Raw genomic sequence first — 20,072 nt, 5'->3', positions numbered from 1 at the left:
GCAACTATCCTGCTTATACAGCATAAAATCATCTTCCCTCCTCGTTAAGCAGATTTACTTACTCCTTAACAATAGGTTAACTAAAAATATAAAAAACTGCAAAATAATTAGTTCAAAGAACAAACATCTAATATATATTATATAGACACCTGTTTAATCCGATAAAATAGCCTTTAGCAATATTTAAACTTCGTTCATGTAATTATTTTATATTTAGCACAATCGATCGTTTTCACTATTTCACCCATTAATACATTGAGGTTTTTAAAAATGCGGTGTTATTATCCAACCCACAGAAATAAACCTTAAAAATAATTACCAATTAACCCTCTATTAATCCGCTTTTGGCGGCGTGTTTACTGATAATGTTTTTTTCTTAAAAGGAGTGATGATGTCTGAATTTATCGAAAGCCTGCGCAACAGAATTAATGCGCGTAAAAAAATGACCAGCCCGTTATATCAGGTTATTGTTGAGGGAAAAGCAACTCATCGTCTGCTGAAAGAATTTATAATTAACCGTGTACCAATTAAAGAAATCTGGCCACGTCATTTAATGGGCATTGCGCATCGCGTAGGCGATTATAAACTTCGCGCAGGGCTGGTGGAAAATGCATTTGAAGAAGAAACCGGCCATTTTTCTGGGGGCGGCCGTCATTTAAACTCTTTCCTGAATGTTGGCCTTGCGCTCGGCGTTACGCCGGAAGAGGTCAGCGCCAGTCCTTTAATGCCGGAAACAAAAGCGCTGGTAGAAACTAATTTGCGCGACTGTAATGATACCGACGTGCATTTTACTCAGGGACTGGCATCTGTACTGTTTTTAATGGAAGGCCAACCGCCTATTATCAACAGCAACAAAACCAGTATGGAAGTGGTGATGAAAGAGGTTTACGGCCTGCCGGCGGAAGGCTATGACTTCTTTACTCACCATGCTTCCGGTGGCGAAGAAGATGAAGCGGTCAGCGAATTAGAAGATGAGCATACTGCAAACGTAGTTAATCTTCTGGAGAAATATTGCAATACGCCGGAGCTGCAGGAAAAAGCCATTATGGCGCTGGAAAATACGATTGAATTAAGGCATCGCCATTTCCAGGCTATTTATGACAAGCACTACGATTCGTCCGAACCTGTTTATCGCTGGAAACCTTCTGACGCAGCGGGCTACTATCTCTGATAAGTCAATTTTTCGCAGGGTCGCCTGGCCCTGCCTTAACGAGGTAGCCATGTCCCTGAAAATTTATGTCGTGAACGCTTTTTCCGATCGGGCTTTTACTGGAAATCCGGCGGGCGTAGTCCTGCTGGAACAAGAGATGGAAAGCGATAGCCTGAAGCAGATTGTCGCCGAATCACGTCTGCCAGAAATAAGCTTTATCAGCAGGGCTGCGGGTGCGAACGTCTACAAGATACGCTGGTTTACCTCGCAGGTTGAGCTGGATATGTGCGGCCATGGTACGCTGGGCGCCGCGCATATCGTCTTCAGCATCTACCAGCCGCACTGCGACGAGGTAGTATTTGAGACGGTGAACCAGCAGCTACGCGTACGCAAAGCGGACGACTACTATTTAATGACGTTACCGGCCATCACCTGCGAACCCTGTACCGATCCGCAAGAAATAGCAACGGTTACAGAGGCGGTAATACCAGCGGAAAAAATCTATAAGGGCCGCTCTTATTTACTCTGGTTAAAAAGCGAAAAAGAGGTCGCGGATTTTGCTCCTGACGTTGGAAAATTACGCCAGCTGGCGTTGCCCGGCGTTATTATTGCCGCTCCCGGCAACGATAAAGATTATGTTTGCCGTTATTTTGCGCCGCAAAAAGGAATAGATGAAGATCCGGTAACGGGCACAGCGCACTGTACCATTGCTCCGCTGTTCGCCGCGGAGCATCTGAAAAATAAACTGACGGCTTCCCAGCTTTCTCGACGCGGCGGCAGCATTGGCGTGGAAGTCAAAGGAAAAGAAATTGTGCTGACCGGCAAAGCTTTTACCGCTATGGAAATAAAGCTTCTCTGAATCAGCTTCTGTTTTAAAGATAATCAGCCAGGACTTTATATGGAAAAGGCTATTAACATATTATTGCAGCGACGCTCCGTCGCTTCTCTTCCTCTCGCCTGTCAGCCGGCAGAGCTGGAAATGATTTTTCAAAGCGCCCTGACCGCTCCCGATCATCAGGGATTGACGCCCTGGCGTTTTATTACTGTAGCGCAGGATCATAAAGAAAAACTGGCGGAATGCTATTTTCAGGCGCAGCAGGCTGAAGGCATGACTGTCGATGACGCGGCCAAAAAAAACATCAGAGCCAAATTAAATCGGGCGCCGAATATTGTTATCTGTATTTTTTCGCCAAAAGCGCATACCAAAGTACCCGAGAGCGAACAATGGTTAAGTACGGGCGCGGCTATCCAGAATATGATCGTAGCTTCCAGCCTGCTGGGCGGCAATGCATTTTGGGCTACTGGCAATATTGTTTATAGCGCCGGTTTTAAAAACGCGCTGGCGCTGGCGCCGCATGAGCAGGTAGCGGGCGTACTTTATCTGGGGAAAAACACGCATACGGTTTCGCCTAAATACCGGCCCGCTATCAGCGATTTTTTTCGCCCCTTAACGGCCAGGGAATAAATTTATGCGCCCGAATTACTACTCGCTAGCGGGCACGCCGCATCTGCGTGGCAAAAAATGGGGAGAGCTGGCGGGGAATGCGATTAAAGCGCTAATTGAGCAGGATAAAACTCATATTTTCACTACTCCGAAGGCAAGAAAACGCAGAGATAACGAGTGGCAGCGCTACAGCGACATTATCGCCAGCTATCTGCCGGAAACAAGCGATTTTCTGCGCGGCATAGCCGAAGGCGCAGGCTGTAGTATGCAGGATATTATTGCGCTGCAATGCCGCCGCGAATTATCAGCGCCGGGAGATGACTGTAGTCTGATCGCTCAACATAACGCTGACAACGGCTTTATAGCGCAAACCATCGATCTTGCAAAATATAATGAGCCTTACGGCTGTCTGCTGCATGAGTCGGACGAAAAGCAAAACCCGCTTTCTCTGATGTATACCCTGACCGGACTAGCTGGCTATGCTGGCATCAATTGTCATGGTCTGGCGGTTGGTATCAATATGGTGCGATCTGACGACTGGCAGCCCGGGATCCCGCCTTATTTGCTGGTGCGTCATTTGCTATCGCTGAAGACGATGGATGCCTGCCTTGCCGAGCTGGAGAGGCTTCCCCGCGCCTCCTCTCGCTGCCTGACGCTGTTGCAGGAAAACAGGCTGACAACGGTAGAGCTGACGGCGACACAGCTTCGTCATTGGCAGCAGGAGCGCTGCGTCCACACCAATCATTACCTGCATCCTGATTTTCGGGAGGTGGACGCGCGGCTGAAGACGGCTTCGACGGAGGAAAGGCTCTTCCGCCTGAGCGATCTGACGCGCCAGGTAGGGCTTTGTACACAGGCCGATATGCTGGCGGCCTTATCCGATCATGAAGGCAGAGATGGCGCAATTTGCTGTCACGGCTTGCTGCCTTCCGACGCACATACGATAGCGGGCATAGCGCTTATGCCACGTCAGGGCAAAGTCGCCGCGGTAGCTGGCAATCCCTGTCAATCACATCAATTTTATGAGTTTATGCTATGAGTGATAAAAATAGTCGTTTTATTTGCATGGCAGGGGAAATCGTTCCCTATAAAAACGCCACCATAGGTATCGGCGCCGTGGCGCTTAAATATGGTGCGCAAATTTTTGAAGGCATACGCTGCTATAAAATGCGTAACGGTGCTTATAACGTGTTGGCAATGGAACAGCATATTCAACGGCTGTTCGATTCTGCCCGTATTATGCGCATGCCCATTCCTTTTACCGCCGAAGAAATCAAGGCACAGATTATCGCCACGCTGAAAGCGAATAATCTGACCGCCGATAGCTATATCCGACTGGCCTGCTCAGTAGGCGAAGACGGGCCGATTACCAGCACCGGCGATATCCTGGTGTCGATAGCCGCTTTCGCTCAGGGGCGCAAAACTTTCCCCGAGGGGCAAAAAGTGTGCATCAACGGCTGGCAGCGTATCAGCGACGCGCAGATGCCGCCCAGAATAAAGTGCGTAGCGAATTACCAAAACGGCCGTTTGGCGATGCTACAGGCGAAAGAAGACGGCTACGATAACGTTCTGCTGACGGACAGCCGGGGAAAAGTATGCGAGGCGCCGACGGCGACCTTTTTTCTAATCCGCGGCGGCAAATTAATTACACCAGCCGTTACCGATGGGATCCTTGAAAGCATCACCCGCGATATTGTTATCCGTCTCGCGCAGCGCCTCGGCTACACAGTTATCGAGCGTTCAATCGATCGCACGGAACTTTATCTTGCCGAAGGACTGTTCTTCGCCGGCACCGGCGCGGAAATTCTGCCGGTCGGCTCCGTTGACGGCTTCACTATCGCCACCCTGACGAATGAAATTTATCATCAAATTCATCAGGGCTATTTTACGGTTTCCTGCGCCGAAGACGCCGGCTTTACCGATTATTACCATCTGACCAGCCTCTGAGAAAATACTATGCTGACCAACAATCCGCTAAATAATCAGCTTCAGCAATATATTGCGCTTAATCCACAAGCTATTGGCCAACAAATTTCCCTGTTGGAAGAGAGCCTGCGCGAAGGCCAAATCAGCATCTGGAATAAAGCTTTCGATCTTTTGCCTGCCGTGACGTTTATAGATAGCGGCCTGCATCAAAAATATGCTCGCCTGGCCGAAGAGTATCACCAGCTACTAAGAAAACTACTGGTGCTTTACCGCGAAAGACCTGAAGTCCGTTCCTGGTTCAGCTTTCCCCCGCTGGTAGAATCACTCTGTATGCTGGATCCAGGCTACGACAATGAGATCGTTATCTGCCGCTTCGACAGCTACCCGACGGAGGATGGCTTTAAAATACTGGAAAATAATACCGACTGCCCGGCCGGTGTATTGTTTACTCATCATCATCGTCAGGCGATTACCGAACTACCGCTGATTTCGTCCTTTTTGCGCGACAATGTGCAGGTGGCGGGCACGCTGAATCAGTCAGACGAAGCGTTTTTCCATGCTCTGCTGCAGGCGCATGAAAACCGGACCGGACGGCAAATCAGCAAGGCTTTTTGCATCCTTCAACCTGAAGGAAAAATCAGCGCGGAAGTTAAGCTGATGCAGCAGGTGCTTGAAGGAATGGGCATTGTCTGCGTGATTGCCGATCCGGGAAGCCTGACCTATAAAAACGGGCAGCTTTATCACGAACAGACGGCGATAGAGGTTATCTGGAATAAGATCAATACCTGCTATTTCGATGAAATGCTGACGCAGCCCGGCAGAACTGCTGCCCTGATTCGGGCCATTTGCGAAAATAAAGTTACCCACGTTAACTCTTTCGCCAGCCGTTATGTAACTGAAAGCAAACGCTCGCTGGCTTTAATGAAGGACGCTCGTTTTCGTCATCTGTTTACCGCGGAAGAAAATGCCCTGATTGAAAAGCTGCTGCCGTGGGCCTGCGCCATCAGCGAGGCCGAAGTAAGCTACCGGGGCAGTAGGCTGAGTGCCGTCGCGCACGCCCTGGCGAATAAAGACGCTTTCGTGCTGAAAATGCCCTACGACATTCGCGGTGAAGGCGTCATTCTGGGCAAAGACTCGACCGACGAAGTATGGCGACAGGCTGTAGAAAACGCGCGTAAAAACAGAAGTATTTTACAGGAGTATATCGCTATTCAGCAGTGCCCTGTCTATTCGCCCAATACGCAGAATCTCGCCAATTATAATATGAGCCTGGACTTTTTTATGTATAACGGGAAGTTTGCCGGCTTCGGTTCAAAAATAAGTAAAAACCTGAAGGTTAATATTTTCCAGGGCGGAAGTAAAAATATCATCCTCCCTATCCTTTGATTTAAAACTGGAGTAACCAATGAACAAAGAATTATTATTAAAGGCAGGTACTGCCACGGTTTCCGACGCCCTGGATATGCTGAATATTAATAACGGCTTAGGCAGCGCTATTAATCCATTGCGATTCGGCATGCAGTGCGTCGGCCCGGCGTTTACCATACAGGTGGAAGCCGTGCAGCCGGGAGAGTCGGGAAAAGCCGCAGATTATATCGACGACGTCGCCGCCGGCGAAGTTATTGTTATAGCTAACCGCGGCGTTACCGAAAGTACCGTCTGGGGCGATATTCTGTCCCGGCTGGCCGTACGCAAAGGCATCGCGGGAACCGTGATTGACGGCGCCTGCCGTGATGCTGACGGCATTGCCACCTCCGGTCATCCGGTGTTTGCGCGCGCGGCCTATATGAAATCAGGCAAAGGCCGAACCATGCTGAAAGCCATCAACGTGCCGGTAAAAATAGGCGAAACTACGGTAGCGCCGGGTGATATCGTTTGTGCCGACAGCTCCGGCGTGGTGGTTATTCCGCAGGATAAACTGGCTCAGGTAGAAAAGCTGGTCAGCGAAATTATTACGATGGAAACAGAGGTTGAAGCTTTAGTTGAGCAAGGCATGGCGCTTAAAGAGGCTCGCGAAAAACTTAATTATAACCGCTACGGTCTTAAGATCCCCTCATAAATAAGGAGCTAAAGTGAAAATGCAAAACTCGCTGGAAATTATCGATGTCACGCTGCGGGACGGCGGTTACGTTAATAACTTTCACTTTTCTGAAGATGATGTACAGAGCATAGTTTATCATCTGGATAAAGCGCATATTAACTATATCGAGCTGGGCTACCTTAAAGGTTCGCCGTTTAATATTAAAAACTGTGGTTTAACTTCAAATATTACGCCCGACCTTTTTCAACGGTTAAAAACGCTGCCGAAACAGGCGAAGCTGGGAGTGATGGCACATCCCAAAAACGTTGTCAGTGAGGATATTTCCCGGCTGGTCGACGTTGGTCTGGATTTAATCCGTATCTGTATCACACCGCAAAATATCGAACAGGCGCTGACGCTTATTACATGGAGCAAAAAACAGAACCTGAAAGTTTGCGCCAACTTTGTTCGCATGAGCCGTTTCCAACTGAAAGAAGTGATCGACAATATGCGCCGGTGTGAAGAAAGCGGCGCGGACGTTATCTACGCTGCCGATTCGCTGGGTAATATGCAGCCGAAGGATGTGACCGCGCTAATGGCGGGTATGAAGGCCCTACTGAACACGAACACGGGATTTCATCCTCACGATAACCTGGGGCTGGCCGGTATTAACGCCCTGACGGCGATAAAAGCCGGCGCCAGCATCATTGACGGCTCTTTGCTCGGCATGGGCAAAGGCGGCGGCAATTTACGAACCGAAGTGATAGCGCATCTGTTAAAAAATGATGCCAGTCTGAAACTTGATTTAGATATCGACTCGTTAATCGAAGCGGCCAGCTATGTCAGTAAATACCAACTCAGACAGGTTAACAAAGGCGGGAATTTATTCCAGTCATATCTGGCAATGAAAAATATGACGGTCGAAGAAGGTGACGCTATTTATCAAAATGCGTTAGCAAACCACTCGGGAAACTGGGTAGAAAGGATCGCCGAAAATATCTGACACCGAGGCAAGACATGCACGCTATCGTTTTTATTCGCAGCCCGCTTTTCGATATTTATCAATGGCGGGTCAGCCATGCTATTCATCTGCACGTTATTGCGCAGTGTGATTTACCTGAAACTTCGCGCTTCGCCTCTTTTTACCGCACGGAAGACATCGATCGCGACAGTGAAGTCGCAGTCTGGATTGAAAAGCTGATCGCCGCTCAGCCTGTCGATTATGTCGTTTGTCATTCAGAGTACGATCTGATCCGCAGCGCGCAGCTCAGAGAAAGGTTGGGGATCGAGGGCCAGCGGCCTGAATCGGCGCTCGCCTATCGTGATAAAGCGCTGATGAAAGCGTACTGCCGCCGACAGGGCATCAGGGTCGCTGACTGGCATACCGTGGTCGACCGCGCAGATCTGGACGCGGCGCTAGGCCAGATCGGTTTCCCCTGTGTGATCAAACCGGTCGACGGCGGCGGCTCGCGTAATACCAGCGTTCTTCGCCACGCCAGCGAGATCGACGAAGCCGCCCTGTGCTTCCCTTTACTGGTTGAACAGTTTATCGAGGGAAGAATGTATCACGTTGATGGCCTGGTCGAGCAAGGCGAGATAGCTTTCGCCACCGTCTCTTTCTATACCACCAGCTGTCTTGCCTGGCAGCAGGGCATGCCGCTGGGCAGCGTGATGATCGAAGCCGGCTCAGCAATAGATACCCGGATGAAAGAGCAGGTCCGTCGGGCGATTGCTGCGCTGCCTTTCGTGGCACAGATGGCTTTTCACGCCGAGTTTTTCCTTACGCCAGCTGACAAAATCGTGCTGTGCGAAATCGCGGCCCGCTCCGGCGGAGCGTTGGTGCCGCAGACAATTGAAAAGGCCTGGGGTATCAATATCAACGAGCGTTGGCTGCGCCAACAGCAGGGAGAAAAGCAGGCGCTACGTCTTCCCGACGCCGCTTTACAGCAGAGCGGCTGGTTTTTACTGCCGCCCCGCAACGGCCTTCTGCACCGTCTGCCAGCCACGGAGCCGCCTTTCGACTGGCTCAGCCACTATCGTTTTAACGCGTCGGCAGGCCGCTATCGGGGCGCAGATTCCAGCGTCAGTCATATCGCTGCCGGGGTAATTTCCGGCCGCTCCAGCCAGGAAGTAGAGGAGCGAATGGCCACCTTTAGTCGCTGGTTAAATGACAATATGGAATGGGAGGCCTGATGGTTAACCGGAAATATTACCTTTGCGCGCTGGGCTATTATCTTAATATCGGCATTCTGGGGGTTTATATCCCCTGGAAGCTGCTGGAGCTGACGGGCGCCGCGACCGCGATCGGCGCCATGCTATGCATCAGGGCGCTGCCGGGATTGCTGATCGGCTCGCTGACCGGGAAACTGGTAGACAGGCTGGACAAGCGCAGGATGGTGGCTTTCGCCTGTCTGCTCAGCGCGTTGTTTATGGGGCTGTTTATTATTTTCCAGTCAGCATTAATGAACGTAGCTGGCCTGTATGCCGTTATCGCGGTCGCCAGCCTGTCCAATACGATTTTCCTCGCCGCCATTCGTTCTTATCTGCATGTCGTGACACAAACCCAAAATCTGGGCATGGCGAACAGCAGATTTGAGATGTCCATCCAGCTTGGCAATATTATCGGCACGGCGGCTGGTGGCGCACTGACGGCTTTAGCTTCGCCCGGCCTCACGTTCGGGCTGGCAGGCGTTATCCTGACAGTCGTAGCCATGCAGGCCGTGCGCCTGCCCGCTGCGCTCCCTGCATCCACCGACAATGATAGCGCCTCTAAGCACTGTGCCGAACGGTCACTTTTCCGGCAGGCGGGCGTGCTGCCTGCTCTGCTGGTGATGCTTATCCCCATGACCTTCCTGCAAATGTTCAATATCTTGCTGGGGCCGATCGGTAAAGAAAGCATGCAGGTGACCGCAGAAGGCTTTGGCTATCTGAATGCGGCCTATTCTGTCGGTGCCATGGCGATGAGCCTCGCGCTCAGCCGCCGCCTTCATGCGCGCTCTTCCTTTTTACTCTTTATATCAGGCCTGAGCGTGGCGCTCTTTAATATGCTTTTGCCGCTGAGCGATTCGCTCGGCGAAGGTATTGCCGCCACTTTGCTGATCGGCGCCACCATCGTTTGGGCCAGGGTCACAGCCAACGCCCTGCTGATGCGGCATGTGACCTCCTCGCAGGCTGGGCGCCTTCAGGCCGTTATTTTAAATATGCACTATTGCACCGTTTTTATTGCCGGCCTGGCTTTTGGCTACCTGGCGGATAAATTCGGCTATCTGCCGCTTTACTCCGGCCTTTGCGCGCTGGTCGTCCTGCTGATGTTTATATGGCTCGCGGTCACCGCTCTGGCTAAAAGAAAATCGCCTTCCACTCTTTTAAGCTTGTCTGACGCGGGGAAAAAATGAGTCGCTTCGTAACCAATGAAAAAGCCTTACAGCTGAAGAATCACACCCTATTCACCACGCTCGATTTTATCTGCGACGCGCCTAAATTAGATCGCGCGGTCGCGGAAGAAATCAGGGCGCTTTCAGTCGCCTACACGGAGGGCATTCTGCAGGCCGTCAAGGGCTACTTTAACGGCGACTGGATCGAGTTCGCTCGCTGGCTGGGCTTTTCCGCAGAGCATATTGAGGTCATCGACTGGTTTTCATGCTTCACCTCGCCAGCTTCCTATATGCGCGTGGATATCGCCGGGGAAATAGATAACCCACGCATGGTCGAGCTGAATGCGGGGCCGAATGTTGGCGGTCTGGCTTACTCCGTCGCTCATCGCATCTGCCGTCCCGGTGGCAATACCGATCCGCTTTATCAGTGGGCAGCCTGGCTTCATCAACTCGTGCAGGCGCAGCAGACCCACAGCCGCCCGTTTGTCGCCGTGGTGGAGGAGAGCCGCGTACTGCCGCAAATCACGCCGGTCGCTACGTTGATGGTTGCCGAGCTGCAACGTTGGGGCATCGATGCCGAGCTGGTTTCCCATCGCGATCTGATCCTACAGGAACAGGGCCTTTTTCTTGCCGGGAAGCAGGTAACGCATCTTTATTGCCTGTTCGATCTGGTGGATGTGGTTAACGCGCCTGAAGAGTATCAGCCGCTGTGCCAGGCGCTGCAAAAACAGCAAGTTATTTTACCGGCGGGGTTCGAAGGTCGTTTAATCGGCAATAAACTATGTATGACGCTTGTGCATGATGAACGCTTTCGCCCGTTCTTCAATGAGGCGCTTTATGAAAAGCTGCAGGCTTTTATTCCTTATACGTGGCGCTTCGACGAGGTGAAGCTGGATAGCTTAAGGCAACAGCGGGAAGAATGGATTGTCAAACCCGCCCATGGCTATGGCGGCAACGACATTCTGTGCGGCTGGGAGCTGGAGCAGGAAACATGGGAGCGTCAGCTGACGGCCATTCTGGCGCAGAAACTGCCCTATGTTGTCCAGCGCAGGGTGCCTATCGCCAGCTATTCAGTCACCGCTTTCAGCGTGGCGCAGCAGGAAGAGTACGCGATGCAGGCTAAATGTTTGCTGGGAGTTTACATTATGAATAACGAGCTGGGCGGCGGATGGTGGCGGGCTGGGCGGCCAGAACGCTCCGATATTATTAATACAAGCCAGGGCGCGCTTGCGGGCAACGTGATGTTACGGGGCGCTTCGGTATGACGGTGTTGATACTTTGCCGTGAGCGAACGGAAGACGTGGTGAAACTGCTGGGCGGACTGGCGGCAAAAGGCATCACCGCCTGCGCGGCCTCGCCCGCCGAAGTTTCATTCAGCATGCAGAGCGGAAAGGCGCTGAAGGTCTACGTGGGAAGTGAGCCGATCCGGCCCGTTCTGGTGTTCGGCTGGGTTTCGCTGCAGGCCCGCGAAATGGGATTGGCTCTGCTTCAGGCATTTGAAAAAGCCGGCGTGCCGGTGATCAATAGCGCGGCCGTGCTCAGCGCAGGCCAGAGCAAAATGATTAACAGCATCGTTCTGCATCATCATGGCTGTCGCCATGCCGATACGATCGTAGTCACCAACGAGGCAGCGCTGAATAAGCTGCTGCCTGAAGTCGGCTTGCCGTGCGTAGTAAAACCGCTGATCGGCGCTAAAGGCATGGACGTTAGGCTTATCAAGAACGCCGAGGAACTCTGGCGCCACGCACGCCTACAGTTCGCGCGCGGTGACGCGGTTTACCTGCAGCGAGAGCTGGCCAAACCTGACAGAGATATTCGCGTCAGGGTATTTGATTACGAGGCGGACTTCGCTTTTTATCGCTATCTTTCGCCTGACGGCTTTACCACCAATCTTTCTACTGGCGGCGCCTGGCAGGCCTGCGAACTGACCGGAGAAATGAAAGCTGTGGCTGAACGCTGTGCCCGACTGATGCAGGCGCCCGTTTGCGGAGTTGATTTAATCGAAACAGAGGACGGTTTCAGCGTAATCGAAGTTAATACCACTCCCGCATTCAGCTGGCCAAATGACGACAACGTCGAGGATGTTTGCCGATTGATCGAAAATCGCCTGGGCGCGGCTTAAGAAAACCACTAAGCGATAGCGGTACGCCAACGCTATCGCATTTTACCCCCTCTATTTTTACGCTTTGCGGCCCGTCTCTGGCTTTTACCTGTGACAGCATCGATCGCGCTGCGTTACTATAGCCCTCAGAAAAAGGCGCCGCTCTCGTGCCCGTCACCTGCGCTGACCTCGCTGGCGCGCCTGCCCAATCACCGTTTTGAAGTAAAACTCAGCGTCCCGCGCCGACTTTATATTCAATGGACTGGAAAAGAAGACCTGATAATGACCACTGACAATCTTTCTTCCCATACGCCCATGATGCAGCAGTACCTGCGTCTGAAAGCCGAGCATCCGGAGATCCTGCTGTTCTACCGCATGGGCGATTTTTACGAGCTGTTTTATGACGATGCTAAACGCGCCTCTCAGCTGTTGGAAATCTCGCTGACCAAACGCGGCGCTTCCGCTGGCGAACCGATCCCGATGGCTGGCGTCCCGCATCATGCCGTGGAAAACTACCTCGCGAAACTGGTGCAGCTGGGCGAGTCGGTGGCGATCTGCGAACAGATCGGCGATCCGGCGCTGAGCAAAGGCCCGGTCGAGCGTAAAGTGGTACGCATCGTCACGCCCGGCACCATCAGCGACGAAGCGCTGCTGCAGGAGCGTCAGGACAATTTGCTGGCGGCCATCTGGCAGGGTTCGCGCGGCTTCGGCTACGCCACGCTGGATATCAGCTCCGGCCGCTTCCGCCTGGCGGAGCCGAGCGATCTGGAAACGATGGCGGCAGAGCTACAGCGCACCAATCCGGCGGAGCTGCTCTATCCCGAAGATTTTGCCGCCATGTCGCTGATTGAAAATCGTCGTGGCTTACGTCGTCGTCCGCTGTGGGAGTTCGAGGTGGATACCGCGCGCCAGCAGCTGAACATGCAGTTCGGCACCCGCGATCTGAACGGTTTCGGCGTCGAGCAGGCGCAGTTTGCGCTGCGTGCGGCAGGCTGCCTGCTGCAATATGTAAAAGATACCCAGCGCACCTCGCTGCCGCATATCCGCTCGCTGACGATGGAGCGTCAGCAGGACGGCATCATCATGGACGCCGCCACGCGCCGCAATCTGGAAATCACCCAGAACCTGGCGGGCGGCATCGATAACACGCTGGCTTCGGTGCTGGACAGAACCGTCACGCCGATGGGCAGCCGCATGCTGAAACGCTGGCTGCATATGCCGATCCGCGACACCGCAACGCTTATCAACCGGCAGCAAAGCATCGGCGCGCTACAGGATTTTACCGCCGAGCTGGCGCCGCTGCTGCGGCAGGTCGGCGATCTGGAGCGTATCCTCGCCAGGCTGGCGCTGCGCACGGCGCGCCCGCGCGATCTGGCCAGGATGCGTCACGCTTTTCAGCAGCTGCCCGGGCTGGACGCGCTGCTGGTTGACAGCGACGTGCCGCATCTGCAAACGCTGCGCCAGCAGATGGGCCAGTTCGACGAGCTGCGCGAACTGCTGGAAAACGCCATTATCGATGCACCGCCGGTGCTGGTGCGCGACGGCGGCGTGATTGCGCCAGGCTATAACGAAGAGCTGGACGAGTGGCGCGCGCTGGCGGACGGCGCCACCGACTATCTGGACAAGCTGGAAATCCGCGAGCGTGAAAAGCTGGGGCTGGATACGCTCAAGGTCGGTTTTAACGCCGTGCACGGCTACTATATTCAGGTCAGCCGTGGGCAAAGCCATCTGGTGCCGATCAACTACGTGCGCCGCCAGACGCTGAAAAACGCCGAGCGCTATATTATCCCCGAGCTGAAAGAGTATGAAGACAAGGTTCTGACCTCGAAAGGCAAGGCGCTGGCGCTGGAAAAGGCCCTTTACGACGGGCTGTTCGATCTGCTGCTGCCGCATCTGGAAGCGCTGCAGATCAGCGCCGCCGCGCTGGCGGAGCTGGACGTATTGAGCAACCTTGCCGAGCGCGCCTGGACCCTGAACTTCAACTGTCCGACCTTTACCGATAAGCCAGGCATCAGACTGACCGGCGGCCGTCATCCGGTGGTCGAGCAGGTGCTGAAAGAGCCGTTTATCGCCAACCCGCTAACGCTGTCACCGCAGCGCCGCATGTTGGTGATCACCGGGCCGAACATGGGCGGTAAAAGCACCTATATGCGCCAGGCCGCGCTGATAGCGCTGATGGCCTTTATCGGCAGCTACGTTCCGGCGGAAGAAGCGGTAATTGGCCCCATCGACCGCATCTTCACCCGCGTTGGCGCGGCGGACGATCTCGCCTCCGGTCGCTCAACCTTTATGGTCGAAATGACCGAAACCGCCAATATTCTGCATAACGCGACGGAATACAGCCTGGTATTGATGGACGAGATCGGCCGCGGCACCTCGACCTACGACGGTCTTTCTCTTGCCTGGGCCTGCGCGGAAAGCCTGGCGAACCGCATCAAAGCGATGACGCTGTTCGCCACGCACTATTTCGAGCTGACCACGCTGGAAGAGAAGATGGAAGGCGTCGCCAACGTGCATCTGGATGCCGTGGAGCACGGTGACACTATCGCCTTTATGCACAGCGTGCAGGACGGCGCGGCCAGCAAAAGTTACGGACTGGCCGTTGCCGCGCTGGCAGGCGTGCCGAAAGAAGTGATCAAGCGCGCGCGGCAGAAGCTGAAAGAGCTGGAAGCCAGCTCGGCCAGCGCGGCCGCAGGCAGCGCGGAAGGCCCACAGCTGCCGCTGCTGGTTGAAGAGACGTCCCCGGCCGTTGAGGCGCTGGAAGCGTTAGATCCCGACACGCTGTCGCCGCGCCAGGCGCTGGAATGGATCTATCGTCTGAAATCGCTGGTTTAGTTGCAGGCTGATGGTTTAAGCGCAGGCCCGCCTCACGCGGGCCTTTTCTTTGCAATGGAACTATCCCCCTCCTCTCTCCCACGTAATGACAGTGATAAAGCGTTAGCGGTCTGCATCGCGCCGTTTTGTCCGCGTCATTTCATCTAATCCAGTGGAGAGTGTCATGAATTTAAGAGTGAATCCCGTTGGGATAAACAGCGAGGCGATTAACGCGGGACAGTTCTCCGCGCGCCCGGGTAAAGCGCAGAACGGCAGCCTCGCCGCAGCACCGGAAAAGTCCAGTCTGTTGCAATACGGCGGCGCGCAGGGCACCACTACGCAGAAAAGCTCTACGGCCTCGCTCAGTGCCGATTATAAAACGCTGATCGATTCGCTGTTAAAGCAGGGCAAGGAGGAGCTGAGCAAGCTCAAGGAGCAGCTGGCGCAGCAGCAATCTTCAGGCACCGGCGCGCAAAACGGCTCCCCTTCGGCCAACAACACGCAGAACGTGATGTCGCAGCTGCAAATGCTGCTCGACAGCATTACCAAACTGCTTAAACAAAGCCAGGAGAGCCAGCAGTCGTCCGGCAACAGCAGCACAACCGATACGCAACTCAGCAGCGCGCTGTCTCAGCTTAAGGAGCTGCTCTCTTCGCTGGGTGCGACGGCCACAGGCGCAACCGGCACTGCCGATGCGAACGCCGGCGGGCAGACGATGCCAGCCAGCGAAAAGGACACCAGCGTTCCGCCTTCCAGCAGCACGCTGTTTAAAAACATGGATGGCGACAACCGCACCGCCGATCAAATCATCAACGAGAACCCGGTGTTGAAAAATCTGGGCAATCAGAAAGATATCAAGCAGAGCGAGCTGAAAAAGCAGTTCGGCGACTGGACGGCCAATAACCCGGACGAGAAAAGCCGGGCGCTGGCCGCCAAAAACATGTCATACTTTTTAAATAACGTTAAGGCGCTGGATAACCGGGAAGGCGGCGATCGCGGTAAAATCTCCACTAACGGCAAAATCGAAGGCCTTACCAAAAGCGGCGATGCCCGTCACGGGACGGAAGCGGCGATCGTCAAAGACGTGGCGGAACAGGGACTGGACAAAGCCTTTCCCAAAGACGGCCGTTTAACCACCACCAACGACGAAATGGTCAACCTGAACGGCACCAATAAAAGCGGTTTTCAGGGCATTTGCCTGAAGCTGGGCAAGGCGCTGGCCTTTATTCCTGGACTCAGCAACGTGCTGACCGGGATGGGTCGCGCAGAAAGTACCAATCCGTGGGATGTGATCAAAGGCGGCATCGTGGGCGGCGTGAAAACCGCGTTTGACGCGCTAAAAGGCATGGCGCAAGGGCTGTTGACCGGCAAAGTTACGCCGATGCAGATGTTGATGAGCGCTTATAAAGGCGCGGTGATGGATACCTATGCGATGCAGGATGTGAAATCCGACGCAAAAGAGAAAGTTAAGGAAGTTGTCTGATTTACAGGCAATAAAAAAGCGGTGGTTTGCACCACCGCTTTTCGCTTTCACTCTTTAAGCGCCCGCATTATTCGCGAAACAAGGCTTCAATGTTCAGTCCCTGAGCCTGCAGAATTTCCCGCAGACGACGAAGACCTTCAACCTGAATCTGGCGAACACGTTCACGGGTCAGACCGATTTCGCGACCCACATCTTCTAACGTTGCCGCTTCGTAGCCTAACAGGCCGAAACGACGCGCCAGCACTTCACGCTGTTTGGCGTTCAGTTCGAACAGCCATTTGACGATGCTCTGCTTCATGTCATCGTCCTGGGTGGTATCTTCCGGACCGTTGTCTTTCTCGTCGGCCAGGATATCCAGCAGCGCTTTCTCAGAATCTCCGCCTAACGGCGTGTCAACTGACGTGATGCGTTCGTTGAGGCGCAGCATACGGCTGACGTCATCAACGGGTTTGTCCAGCTGTTCGGCAATTTCTTCCGCGCTTGGCTCGTGATCCAGCTTGTGGGCCAGTTCGCGGGCGGTACGCAGATAGACGTTCAGCTCTTTAACAATGTGGATTGGCAGACGGATGGTACGGGTTTGATTCATGATCGCCCGTTCAATCGTCTGACGGATCCACCAGGTAGCGTAAGTAGAGAAACGGAACCCACGTTCAGGGTCAAATTTCTCTACCGCGCGGATCAGGCCCAGGTTACCTTCCTCAATCAGATCCAGCAAAGCCAGACCACGATTGCTGTAACGACGGGCGATCTTCACTACCAGACGTAAGTTACTTTCAATCATGCGGCGACGAGACGGAATGTCACCACGCAGAGCACGACGAGCGAAGAAAACTTCTTCCTCTGCCGTAAGGAGTGGTGAATAACCGATCTCCCCCAGGTAGAGCTGCGTCGCATCCAAAACACGTTGTGTAGCGCCTTGTGACAACAGCTCTTCTTCAGCTATATCGTTATCAGCAGGTTCATTTCCGACAAGAGCCTTCTCATCAAAAATCTCAGCTCCGTTTTCGTCGAATTCCGCGTCTTCATGTAACTCATTAACTTTCAGCGTATTCTGGCTCATAAGCGGCTCCTACCCGTGATCCCAGGGCAGAACAACCAGGGTTCTGCCGGTTTATCGCTGCGGCAAATAGCGCAACGGGTTTACGGATTTCCCCTTGTAACGAATTTCAAAATGCAATCTAACCGAACTGGTGCCGGTACTGCCCATTGTCGCAATCTTCTGACCCGCTTTTACTTCCTGCTGCTCGCGGACCAGCATCGTGTCGTTATGGGCATATGCACTCAGGTAGTCATCATTATGTTTGATGATAATCAAGTTGCCATAACCGCGCAGCGCATTCCCGGCATACACAACGCGCCCTGAGGCGGTTGATACAACGGGCTGTCCTCGCGATCCCGCGATATCGATACCTTTATTGCCGCCTTCGGAAGCAGAAAAGTTATCGATAATCTTCCCGTCGGTCGGCCAACGCCAGCTGCCTACCGGAGTAGAGCTGTTCGTTGTGCTGCTGACGGTCGGAGCACTTACCGGCGCTGTCGTCGTTGCGACAGTATTTGTACCGGCTGAAGGTAACATTTTACCCTCACTTGGTTTACCTGAATCCTCAGAATACGTAATAACCGGCTGACGTGCAACCGTTGTGCTCTTCATTTGCGCAGTGGTCGGCTGAGTGGGCACGCCGCCCGCCGTTGCATCCGCTGCGGTGATGGCATTGCCGCCGGTCAGGGTGCCGCCGGAGCCGTTACTAACCTGCAACTGCTGGCCCACATTGAGGCTGTAAGGCGCAGAGACGTTATTTCGTTCGGCTAAATCACGGAAATCGTTGCCGGTAATCCAGGCAATATAGAACAGCGTATCGCCGCGTTTAACGGTGTAAGTTTCGCCGCTGTAGCTACCTTTCGGAATATTCCCATACGAACGGTTATAAATGATACGCCCATTTTGCGTAACAACATTTTCACTTCTGCCGCCGCTCGCGACGGGCGCGGCGCGGCCGGAGCCGGAGGCTATCGGCGGTGGCTGGGTGATTAATCCCCCGCCGCTGTTGGCGCTGCCGTTGCCGCCTACCGAGCTGATTGGCGCCTGTGCGTTATCGCTGGAACAGCCAGCTAACCAAAAACCAACGAGTGAAACCGCCGCAATACGGCGTAATTTTACTACCGGGCTTCCCGTGCTCATTTATATCCCCCGCTACGGCAAAACTGTGCGGCCGCGCTCGGCTAAACCTGCGCCAGCAGCATTAAATTCTGAATAGATTGAATAGTAACAATATCGGCCGTCGCGTGCCATTAACAGATAGAAGCCATTAACAGATGCGTACAATTGGCCGGGCGCTCAGGCCAGATCGCCCTGCACCAGCGGCACAAATCGCACCGGCTCAATGGTTTCCACCAGAAATTCGCCGTTTTTACGGGTGATGCGCTTGAGCTGCTGCTGTTCGTCGCCGACCGGCAGCACCATGATGCCGCCCTCATCAAGCTGGTTCATCAGCTCGACCGGGATCTCCGGCGGCGCAGCGGTAACGATAATCGCATCGAAAGGGCCGCGCGCCGGCCAGCCCTGCCAGCCATCGCCGTGACGGGTGGAAACATTGTGCAGATCGAGCTGCTTCAGCCGCCGTTTCGCCTGCCATTGCAGGCCTTTGATACGTTCGACAGAGCAAACATGCCCGACAAGATGCGCGAGGATAGCGGTTTGATAGCCCGAACCGGTGCCGATCTCCAGCACGCGCGACTCGGGTTTCAACGCCAGCAGCGAGGTCATTTTCGCCACGATATAGGGTTGGGAAATGGTTTGCCCGGAGCCAATCGGCAGCGCCGTATTATCCCAGGCTTTATGCTCGAAAGCTTCATCAACGAAACGCTCGCGCGGCACCGCTTCAATCGCCTTCAGCAAGGCTTCATCCGTAATGCCCTGCTGGCGCAGCTGGTCCAGCAGCGTTTCAATGCGGCGGTTTACCATTCGTTTTCAACTCCCGAACTGGCTAACCATGAAGCAACGACCTCCTGCGCGCCATGCGCGGTGAGATCGACATGCAGCGCGGTTACCGACACGTAACCTTCTTCGACGGCGGCAAAGTCCGTATCGGGACCGGCGTCGAACTTTTCACCCGGCGGGCCAATCCAGTACAGCGTATGGCCGCGCGGATCCTGTAGCGGGATAGCCTGATCGCTGGGATGACGGCTGCCGCAGCGGGTCATGCGGATACCTTTAATTTCGCTGAGCGGTAAATCCGGCACGTTGATGTTCAGGATCCGGCCGGTGCGCAACGGCTCGCGCTGCAGCGCCCGCAGCAGAGAACAGGTTACGGCGGCGGCGGTGTCGTAATGCTGATGCCCGTCCAGCGAGACGGCCAGCGCGGGCAGGCCCAGATGGCGCCCTTCCATCGCCGCCGCCACGGTGCCGGAATAGATGACGTCGTCGCCCAGGTTCGCTCCCGCATTAATGCCGGAAACGACGATATCCGGTTTGGGGCGCATCAGCGCGTTCACGCCCAAATAGACGCAGTCGGTTGGCGTGCCCATCTGTACCGCAATATCGCCGTTGGGATAGCTGAAGGTACGGAGCGGCGTTTCCAGCGTCAGCGAGTTAGATGCGCCGCTGCGGTTGCGATCCGGCGCCACCACCTGCACCTCTGCAAACTCGCGCAGCGCGGCCGCCAGCGTCTGAATACCCGGCGCGTGGATACCGTCATCATTACTCAGCAATATTCGCATCTGGAATTTAACCCCTTCTTTTCAATCTGTTGGGTATCATATC

The 20,072-nt window shown here is 54.2% G+C and carries 18 protein-coding genes; 14 read left to right on the top strand and 4 right to left on the bottom strand.

The features are described 5' to 3' along the window. The first annotated feature begins 391 nt into the window (after positions 1-391). The 14 genes from QZH36_RS10275 to QZH36_RS10210 all read left to right on the top strand — a co-directional run bounded on the left by QZH36_RS10275 (position 392) and on the right by QZH36_RS10210 (position 16,312). On the top strand, positions 392-1,171 hold the full coding sequence (locus tag QZH36_RS10275; protein ID WP_301730137.1) for an iron-containing redox enzyme family protein: 780 nt from the start codon (positions 392-394) through the stop codon (positions 1,169-1,171). Positions 1,172-1,220: 49 nt separating this feature from the next. Continuing rightward, positions 1,221-2,009, top strand: coding sequence for a PhzF family protein (locus QZH36_RS10270; RefSeq protein WP_301730136.1), 789 nt, complete (start codon positions 1,221-1,223; stop codon positions 2,007-2,009). A 39-nt stretch (positions 2,010-2,048) separates the two neighbouring features. Continuing rightward, complete coding sequence (locus QZH36_RS10265) at positions 2,049-2,615, top strand: nitroreductase family protein (protein WP_301730135.1); 567 nt, start codon at positions 2,049-2,051, stop codon at positions 2,613-2,615. A 4-nt stretch (positions 2,616-2,619) separates the two neighbouring features. Then, positions 2,620-3,633, top strand: a complete 1,014-nt coding sequence (locus QZH36_RS10260; RefSeq protein WP_301730134.1) for a C45 family autoproteolytic acyltransferase/hydrolase — start codon at positions 2,620-2,622, stop codon at positions 3,631-3,633. Beyond that, positions 3,630-4,541: an aminotransferase class IV gene (locus tag QZH36_RS10255; RefSeq protein ID WP_301730133.1), complete on the top strand. Its 912-nt coding sequence runs from the start codon at positions 3,630-3,632 to the stop codon at positions 4,539-4,541. The genes QZH36_RS10260 and QZH36_RS10255 overlap by 4 nt, the downstream gene beginning before the upstream one ends. A 9-nt stretch (positions 4,542-4,550) precedes the next feature. After that, positions 4,551-5,906 (top strand): circularly permuted type 2 ATP-grasp protein, encoded by a 1,356-nt coding sequence (locus QZH36_RS10250; protein ID WP_301730132.1) that lies wholly within the window; start codon positions 4,551-4,553, stop codon positions 5,904-5,906. Positions 5,907-5,925: 19 nt separating this feature from the next. Next, positions 5,926-6,579, top strand: a complete 654-nt coding sequence (locus tag QZH36_RS10245; protein ID WP_301730131.1) for an RraA family protein — start codon at positions 5,926-5,928, stop codon at positions 6,577-6,579. 19 nt (positions 6,580-6,598) lie between these two features. After that, positions 6,599-7,543, top strand: a complete 945-nt coding sequence (locus QZH36_RS10240) for a hydroxymethylglutaryl-CoA lyase-like TIM-barrel protein (protein ID WP_301730164.1) — start codon at positions 6,599-6,601, stop codon at positions 7,541-7,543. A gap of 14 nt (positions 7,544-7,557) precedes the next feature. Then, on the top strand, positions 7,558-8,733 hold the full coding sequence (locus QZH36_RS10235) for an ATP-grasp domain-containing protein (RefSeq protein WP_301730130.1): 1,176 nt from the start codon (positions 7,558-7,560) through the stop codon (positions 8,731-8,733). Then, the gene (locus QZH36_RS10230) at positions 8,733-9,935 is read left to right on the top strand and encodes an MFS transporter (RefSeq protein ID WP_301730129.1); all 1,203 of its coding nucleotides are present in this window, start codon (positions 8,733-8,735) and stop codon (positions 9,933-9,935) included. Before QZH36_RS10235 ends, QZH36_RS10230 begins: the two co-directional genes overlap by 1 nt. Beyond that, the gene (locus QZH36_RS10225) at positions 9,932-11,179 is read left to right on the top strand and encodes a hypothetical protein (RefSeq protein WP_301730128.1); all 1,248 of its coding nucleotides are present in this window, start codon (positions 9,932-9,934) and stop codon (positions 11,177-11,179) included. Before QZH36_RS10230 ends, QZH36_RS10225 begins: the two co-directional genes overlap by 4 nt. After that, positions 11,176-12,036, top strand: coding sequence for an ATP-grasp domain-containing protein (locus QZH36_RS10220; RefSeq protein WP_301730127.1), 861 nt, complete (start codon positions 11,176-11,178; stop codon positions 12,034-12,036). Before QZH36_RS10225 ends, QZH36_RS10220 begins: the two co-directional genes overlap by 4 nt. 261 nt (positions 12,037-12,297) lie before the next feature. Next, positions 12,298-14,850 carry a DNA mismatch repair protein MutS gene (mutS, locus tag QZH36_RS10215; RefSeq protein ID WP_301252620.1) on the top strand — a complete coding sequence of 851 codons (2,553 nt, stop codon included), beginning with the start codon at positions 12,298-12,300 and terminating at the stop codon, positions 14,848-14,850. Between the two features lie 163 nt (positions 14,851-15,013). Continuing rightward, complete coding sequence (locus tag QZH36_RS10210) at positions 15,014-16,312, top strand: hypothetical protein (protein WP_301730125.1); 1,299 nt, start codon at positions 15,014-15,016, stop codon at positions 16,310-16,312. A gap of 67 nt (positions 16,313-16,379) precedes the next feature. Here QZH36_RS10210 and rpoS read toward each other — a convergent pair whose 3' ends face one another. The 4 genes from rpoS to surE form a co-directional block, all read right to left on the bottom strand. After that, positions 16,380-17,372, bottom strand: a complete 993-nt coding sequence (gene rpoS / locus QZH36_RS10205) for an RNA polymerase sigma factor RpoS (RefSeq protein WP_125287448.1) — start codon at positions 17,370-17,372, stop codon at positions 16,380-16,382. 51 nt (positions 17,373-17,423) lie between these two features. Further along, positions 17,424-18,491, bottom strand: coding sequence for a murein hydrolase activator NlpD (nlpD, locus tag QZH36_RS10200; RefSeq protein WP_301730124.1), 1,068 nt, complete (start codon positions 18,489-18,491; stop codon positions 17,424-17,426). Positions 18,492-18,647: 156 nt separating this feature from the next. Further along, on the bottom strand, positions 18,648-19,274 hold the full coding sequence (locus QZH36_RS10195) for a protein-L-isoaspartate(D-aspartate) O-methyltransferase (protein WP_125287446.1): 627 nt from the start codon (positions 19,272-19,274) through the stop codon (positions 18,648-18,650). Then, the gene (surE, locus tag QZH36_RS10190) at positions 19,268-20,029 is read right to left on the bottom strand and encodes a 5'/3'-nucleotidase SurE (RefSeq protein WP_125287445.1); all 762 of its coding nucleotides are present in this window, start codon (positions 20,027-20,029) and stop codon (positions 19,268-19,270) included. The genes QZH36_RS10195 and surE overlap by 7 nt, the downstream gene beginning before the upstream one ends. Between the last annotated feature and the right edge of the window lie 43 nt (positions 20,030-20,072).

The organism is Erwinia wuhanensis, from assembly GCF_030484085.1.
Taxonomy (GTDB): domain Bacteria; phylum Pseudomonadota; class Gammaproteobacteria; order Enterobacterales; family Enterobacteriaceae; genus Erwinia; species Erwinia aeris.
Note: the sequence above shows the minus strand (reverse complement) of the source record. Positions and strands in the feature narration are given on the sequence as shown.